This is a genomic window from Pseudoalteromonas luteoviolacea H33-S, from assembly GCF_001625695.1.
Taxonomy (GTDB): Bacteria; Pseudomonadota; Gammaproteobacteria; order Enterobacterales; family Alteromonadaceae; genus Pseudoalteromonas; species Pseudoalteromonas luteoviolacea_B.
The window spans coordinates 35977-42725 of the sequence record NZ_AUXY01000077.1; the positions used below are offsets into that span (position 1 = coordinate 35977).

The 6749-nt window shown below is 41.3% G+C and carries 8 protein-coding genes; 5 read left to right on the top strand and 3 right to left on the bottom strand.

The features are described from left to right. Nucleotides 1–3 precede the first annotated feature (3 nt). Nucleotides 4–1116, bottom strand: coding sequence for an ACP S-malonyltransferase (gene fabD, locus N477_RS14105; RefSeq protein ID WP_063362765.1), 1113 nt, complete (start codon nucleotides 1114–1116; stop codon nucleotides 4–6). A 14-nt stretch (nucleotides 1117–1130) separates the two neighbouring features. Then, nucleotides 1131–2618 carry a PfaD family polyunsaturated fatty acid/polyketide biosynthesis protein gene (locus N477_RS14110; RefSeq protein WP_081216520.1) on the bottom strand — a complete coding sequence of 496 codons (1488 nt, stop codon included), beginning with the start codon at nucleotides 2616–2618 and terminating at the stop codon, nucleotides 1131–1133. A gap of 271 nt (nucleotides 2619–2889) precedes the next feature. Between N477_RS14110 and N477_RS14115 the strand changes: the two genes are divergently transcribed. After that, entirely contained in the window at nucleotides 2890–3402 is a 513-nt protein-coding gene (locus N477_RS14115; RefSeq protein WP_063362766.1) for a M23 family metallopeptidase, read from the top strand. Between the two features lies 1 nt (nucleotide 3403). On the opposite strand, the gene N477_RS14120 is transcribed toward N477_RS14115, so the two are convergent. Continuing rightward, entirely contained in the window at nucleotides 3404–4402 is a 999-nt protein-coding gene (locus tag N477_RS14120; RefSeq protein WP_063362767.1) for an integron integrase, read from the bottom strand. 250 nt (nucleotides 4403–4652) lie between these two features. Here N477_RS14120 and N477_RS14125 point away from each other — a divergent pair, with 250 nt between their 5' ends. The 4 genes from N477_RS14125 (at nucleotide 4653) to N477_RS14140 (ending at nucleotide 6590) form a co-directional block, all read left to right on the top strand. Next, nucleotides 4653–5027 carry a hypothetical protein gene (locus N477_RS14125; RefSeq protein WP_063362768.1) on the top strand — a complete coding sequence of 125 codons (375 nt, stop codon included), beginning with the start codon at nucleotides 4653–4655 and terminating at the stop codon, nucleotides 5025–5027. A gap of 96 nt (nucleotides 5028–5123) precedes the next feature. Then, complete coding sequence (locus N477_RS14130) at nucleotides 5124–5459, top strand: hypothetical protein (protein ID WP_063362769.1); 336 nt, start codon at nucleotides 5124–5126, stop codon at nucleotides 5457–5459. Nucleotides 5460–5589: 130 nt separating this feature from the next. Then, the gene (locus N477_RS14135; protein WP_063362770.1) at nucleotides 5590–6063 is read left to right on the top strand and encodes a hypothetical protein; all 474 of its coding nucleotides are present in this window, start codon (nucleotides 5590–5592) and stop codon (nucleotides 6061–6063) included. A gap of 134 nt (nucleotides 6064–6197) precedes the next feature. Continuing rightward, a complete protein-coding gene (locus tag N477_RS14140) occupies nucleotides 6198–6590 on the top strand; it encodes a DUF6678 family protein (protein WP_063362771.1) in 393 nt (130 codons plus the stop codon). Nucleotides 6591–6749 lie beyond the last annotated feature (159 nt).

Genomic DNA, 6749 nt, shown 5'->3' on the forward strand with positions numbered 1-6749 from the left:
GATTTAAGCCGTTGCGGGTATGCGCGCGTGCTGCTGGGCAGGGCGTAAATCAGTTAAATGGAAGTATCCGCCGAAACCGTGCAAATAAAGTGTAGGGCGGTGGCCAAACTGCAAAGTGGCTTGAGTGCGGGTTTTGTAGGGCGTTGTTTGGCCTTTAATAAGCACCTCGGTACCCACTGGATACGTGTTATTCCAGTGTGCAATCTGCTGCTGCGGCGTAACGCCTACTTGATTATTGGATGGTGTTTTTACGGTGCTTTGTTGCAATGGCTTCACAAACTGTTTTTCAATGGTTTGCACTAATTTAGTGAGCACCTTTTTTGGCCCAAGCTCTACAAAGTCCATATCACCTTGTGAGAGCAAATATTCAACGCTTTTAGTCCACTGCACAGGTTGGGTAATTTGCGCTATTAAGTGCTGAGCGATATCTGCATGGTGATAAGGCTGTGCTGTGACGTTAGCAATCACAGGTGTTTGCAAAGTGTTAAACTCAAAGCCTTGAATAAATTCAGCAAACTCAGTTTGCGCAGGGGTCATATAGCGAGAATGAAAGGCACCACTGGTATTGAGTTTGATAAAGCGACCACCTAGCTGCTCAATACAAGCTTGGCTTCGGTTAATGCCTTCTGCAAGCCCTGAGATCACGATTTGGTCTGGCGCATTCAAATTGGCAATATCAATGGTGTTTAAGTTGTTCTCTGTCAGTGCCTTATTTAAGTCAAATTCGCTGACATTCAGCACAGCGGCCATGGCGCCGGAGGCGGCTTTGCTCATGAGCTCACCGCGCTTTTGTACCAGCTTTAACCCAGTTTCAAAACTGATTGCACCTGCGGCAAATAATGCAGCGTATTCCCCCAAGCTGTGGCCTGCCAAATAGTCTGCAGCTCCCTGTTGTTTTTGCTGTTGTAAAAAAGCGAGGGCACTGACGACATAAAGCGCAGGCTGAGTAAATTGAGTGTGATTAAGCTGCTTGTTGGGATCTGCCAAGCACAGCTCGCAGATTGAGTAACCAAGCAAGTCACTGGCTTGCTCAACATACGCAGGAAACTCAGCAAAAAGCGGTTTGCCCATACCGACGTATTGTGATCCTTGTCCCGGAAATATGTATGTTTTCATATCTACTCCGTTTTTTATTTGTAAGCGAGGTTAGCTGCCAGCAGTTGTTGCATCTTGGCATTCATTAATTCAGCGGTGCCTTGCATCAGTTTGTCGGCAATTTTATCAACGTGACGGTTCTGCCATGGTTCGAGCTCTGTGCCTTTGACCCATTGATTAAATGCACCAAGAGCAGGGCCAGTGTGCACTTGAAAGTTCACCCGCATTTGCTCATCGCCGCTAAATGCCAGCTTCATGCTGTGGGTAAAGTACCAGCGAAACACGCGGGCCATTTTATATTTACCGTCTTTTTCGGCGCGCTCTACGTCGTGTGGGCGCTTAGATGCAAGCAAGTAGTCTTTGGTTTGTTGCCAGATATCGTCAAAGCTCATGTTGAAGTACTTATCTTGTAGCTGTGCTTGTGTTCTTTGTGGTAGGGCGTCGAGCGAGTCATATTGCTGATAAAGCTGAAACAACTTGTTGGCACGCGCCGCAAAAAAGCTGCCTTTTTTCAGTACCTGCACCTTGGCACCGGATTCAAACATATCGCCAGCGGGCGCATACTCAGTGTCTTGCACATTGATGTGTTGCAGCATGTTTTTGACGGTATCGGATGTACCTGCTTCGACGGTGCATTGGTTGATAGAGCCCGTGAGAATAAAGTCTGCGCCCATCATAAAAGCGGCTGCGGCAGCACTTGGCGTGCCAATGCCGCCACCAAGCCCTATTCGCGGTGAATGCAAAAAGCCAAACTCAGCGACTTTTTGGTCCCGTAAGCTCTGGATTGCGGGCAGTAAAACACAGGGAAGGCCTCTGTCTGTATGGCCGCCTGAGTCAGCCTCGACACAGATGTCGTCACACATAAAAATGGATTGGCTTAATTTGGCTTGCTCAGCCGTGACTTTGTGCTCATCAAGTAGTTGTTGGACGATTTGCTTAGGTGCTGGGCTTAAAAAGTTATTAGCAACTTCTGGGCGAGAGAGTTTGGCGATCAGTTTATTGTGGGAGCGCACATTACCTTGCTCATCTTGGTATAAACCCTGTAAGCGATACAGTACCAGAGCGGGTGTAATACGAATAAACGCGGCGGCTTCAATACACTTTATACCATATTGGAGGTAGAGCTCTACGGTGGCAAGCTCGGTATCTGGCGAGTCTAAATTTGCCACTAGATTCATCCCATATGCTTGGCCATGTGTCAGCTTACTTTGAATATGAACGATGTCTTGCTCTATGTCTTTTAGTTGTCTACCACCTGTGCCTAAAAAGCCCATTACGCCTGCATTTGCAAGTGCAATAACTAATTCTTTAGAGGCAATACCACGATACATGCCGCCTGCCAAATAAGCATATTTGAGACCATAGTCCTTGCGAAAATTGGCACAGCCAAGGTTGTTTGGTGAAATCTTGGCTAAGTCGAAGCTGTTTGTGACTTTAGTACTTTGTTGGTTTTTGTTGTTATGTTTTTGTTCACAAACGACACCAGTTAACTGGACGTTTTCATGATCTATAGCGTGCTGCATACCATTTCCAAGCGGGATCATCTTAGTTATAACGCATGGTGGTACATAATTATGAAAGCAAAATGGAGGAATAAATTTTATTTTTATAATACTAGTTTATTAGTTTGTATTTTGATCAGCGCGTTATTCAGCACTTTTTAAGGAGTTTTAGTATTTAATCTACTTTTAAAGGTTGGTTAGTTACTAAGTTATGTTTTTTCGTGCATTTTATGCAACTAAATTATTCTGTTTTTGATGTGGACTGATTAGCAAAAGTTTTAAGGATTGCAGTGTGAGGTTTCTAAAGTATTTACTCTTTGTTGTGACTTTCATCATTCTAATTGGTTTGTCACTGCCCGAGAAATTGCACATACCGGTTCGTGGTGCAAGTGTTCATGATTGGCATCAAGAGACTTTTTGGTACGAACCGTGGGGGAGTTCGGGCGTGCACAAAGGCATAGATATTTTTGGGAAAAAAGGTACTGATGTGTTGTCGGCATCCGGCGGCGTTGTTTTATTTTCAGGACAGTTCAATAAAGGCGGCAAAGTGGTGATTGTGCTCGGCCCTAAATGGCGCATTCATTATTATGCGCACCTAGAGAGTGTTATAACCCATGCTGGTCAGTGGCTAAGTTCAGGTCAACCCATTGGGACTTTGGGCGATACAGGCAACGCCAAAGGCAAACCTGCTCACGTACATTATTCTATTTTGTCACTTATCCCGCTACCTTGGCTTGTAACACTTGAAACCCAAGGGTGGAAAAAAATGTTTTATTTAGATCCAAGTAAAGTTTTGGTGGAGTGAGTTATTTTACTTTGCTAAAGGGCGTTATTTGATCTGTGGCAATTTTACTCAATGGGCTTGTTACTCCTTGCGCGCCTTGTTGGATAACATGAGTATATATTTGTGTTGTTCTAACATCTGTATGCCCAAGTTGAGCTTGCACAGTTCGGATATCTGCACCATTTTGAAGTAGGTGAGTGGCAAAAGAATGCCTAAGAGTGTGTGGAGTGACAGGTTTTGTGATCTTGCCCCTTGTTGCTGACGTTTTTACCGCTCTTTGAATTTGCCGTGGGTCCAAATGGTGACGGCGAAGTTGTTGTGTTTCAGGGTCGATACTCAATTTATGAGAGGGTAGTAAATAATGCCAACCAAGTTGTTTGTTTGCGCTTTTATATTTATCTCTGAGTTTGTGTGGCAACCAGACTCCAGCATATTGCTTGTTTTGAATATCTCTTTGTAAATATGCACTGACGACTTTGATTTGTTGATGAAGTGGCTCTATGAGGTGAGCGGCAAGTGTAACCACTCGGTTTTTTCCTCCTTTACTCTGCCATATGCGAATACAATGGTAATCAAAATCAATATCTTGTACTCGTAACCTTAGCACTTCCATCAGCCTTAAACCACTGCCATAAAGCAAAGATACTGCCAGTAAATGTTGATGAGGGCAGTGTGTTAGCAGTGCTACGATTTCCCGTTCAGTCAATACAATGGGTAGCTTTTGTTGGCGGTGGCTTTTATTAAACTTAAGCGATAGGCTCAATGGTTGTTTGATGATCTCTTTATACATATACACAAGTGCATTGAGCGCCTGAGCTTGTGTATTTGCAGCCACGTTTTGTTGGTTGGCTAGGTGACTTAAAAACTGTTCTACCGCCTCCTCATCAAGTGTTTTTGGGTGCAATAAATTATGAAATCGAATAAAGGCAGTTATCCAATAGAGATAACATGAAATAGTACTTTTGGCATATCTTTGCGTATACATATGTTCCTGAATCATGGATAAAAATGGTGATTTCATATGCAGTTCCATTTTAAATTATTTATATGTATATATATACAGTGCTCAGTATTTGTCAAATATCACTGTTATACGACAAGTGACATATTTTAACCATTTCTAATCTGGTGACATTTGCCTAACTTATTGTTATGGTTAAGGGTATTAAAGTGCGTATTTGAAAAGCTGTTGTTATGCGGCAGACATTACGCTGTTGTTATGCGACATTTGTCGTAGATAAAAATGTTATGTTTACAAGAAGGTGTCACTGATGGTTATAAAATTAAATGGAGTCACTTCCGTTGGCAATGGTGGTGATGGTATTCGCATTGAGGGAGATGTTGAGCTTGAAGGTAATAATATTCACACTGCAAATAATGGCGGGCAAGGAATAAATATTATTAAGCATGCTGACCTAATGAAACAATTTGGGTTACCGACCGATACAGATCCCAAAGAACTTGCAGAATTACTTATTGCAGTTCGTAACGCTCCAAATGAGGATAAGCAAAAGGTAATTGAAAATAATAGCCTTTGGGGAAAATTCTCTGTAGGTGCTTTAAATAGCACAACATTAATTTCAAATTTAATTAATATTGCAAGTAACCCTCAAACAATGCAGGTTGTTGCTTCTCTATTAAAGTAAACATAACAAGTTGCTTAAATGGAAAAATAACAGTTGGCCATCGCTTCGCGATTATAGCCAACCATTATTTTCCACTTAGCAAGGCGTTAGGTAACCATGAGAGTTTTGAGCAAAATTTTATTTTCCCTTCTTTTTGCCTACCTATCGGTATTGCTGTTAGTTGTAGGCTGGGAATATTACATGCTCGGAATTATAGAGCAGCCGAAAATGATTGAAGAATATAGGTTCGGATCTGAAGCAATGGTGTCAAATGGTGGAATGAAATATAAAACACACCAAGCATATGTTGCGCATAGCTTGAAGTTTGTTCTCATTGCACTAACCTCCATTTTAGCTGGTCTATCAGTTCTAAAGTTCGCAAAAAAGAACAGTGTTTGGAAAGCTAATGCAATATTTGTGTTATCTATCGTGGTTCTGTTTATGTCGGGGTAGTTGGTTACCTAACAAATTGTTTAAAATGGACGCCTTACTGCTTGGCTGGCGCTCATTCTTCGCTCATTTTAGCCAAGCGTAATCCGCCCATTAACAGGGCGTTAGTTGCTAGAGATAAACCGTAAATTTAATGATCATTAAACCATCAAAAATTCTTGTGAGCTTATTATCATTTATGCTTATATTTGCCGCTTGCACAATGGCTTATTTTGCTTGGTTCGCACTCATATCGGAACATAAGTTAGTAACGGTCTTTTGCTTTGTAGGTTCAATAGTACCGATATACATACTTCTATTACTAAAAAATAGCTTTTTCCAGCCCTTAGTTGCCTGTGAGAATGGATTGCGACATCCTGCTTTAAAGACGTTTAACTATCAAGGTTTCATACCATGGCAAGATATATCAGACATTGGGTATGGTAAGTTTTCTGCAAATTATATAGTTATAAAATTAAGGCGTGATAAAGCTAGTGAAAGAAATGTAAAGGAAAAGCTAGTTTCTGGGTTCTCAAACTCTCATTTGCAGCTAAATGTAAGTATTTTCGGTGAATCATCAAGTGACATTGCAAAAAAGCTTAACAATGCTAAATTTGGTCGTATTTAATTTAATAACGCAACTAACAATCTGATTAATCGGACAAATTTTACTGTACCGCTTTTTGCTTTTCTGCTTCGCAGGCAAAAAACAGCCCAGCAAAATTTGCCAATTATCAGGGCGTTATAACTACTTTGGAAACTATGAGTAAAGTTCAGGTTCAGGAAGAAAAGTTAGCTAAATCTTATCAGCGCTTGGATTCGGTAATTGCCCGAAAGTTTTCCGTTTCCTATATGAGTAATGCAAAGTGGGTTAAATTACTCAAGGCTGTTGCATCATTTGAACAGCGGAGTTATCGAATCACTTATAAGCTGGTTAGTTGTGACCAAGTGAAAACCTCGCATTCAGAGCAATTTGAAGAGCATGTTGATGATTATTGGTTTATTGAACCATCTATTTATAAAGAAATTGAGTGGTTAGAGTTTATGCTTGACGAACACAACAACGTACAAAGCTTAATTGAACACCTTTCTGCCATTGCTAAGTTTCCAATTACACAAACTCCTACAGGATATAAGGTTTTGGGGTATACGTAGTTATAACAAGCGCCTCAACAAAGGACGCAAAAAGCTTGGCTTGCGTCACTTCGTTCCTAAGTTTAGCCAAGCATTTTTCGCCTGTTAGGCGGGTGTTGGTATGACTCCCTCTGTCAAGTTATACACACTGATCCTTGCCTAACTTTAAGCCATAATTTC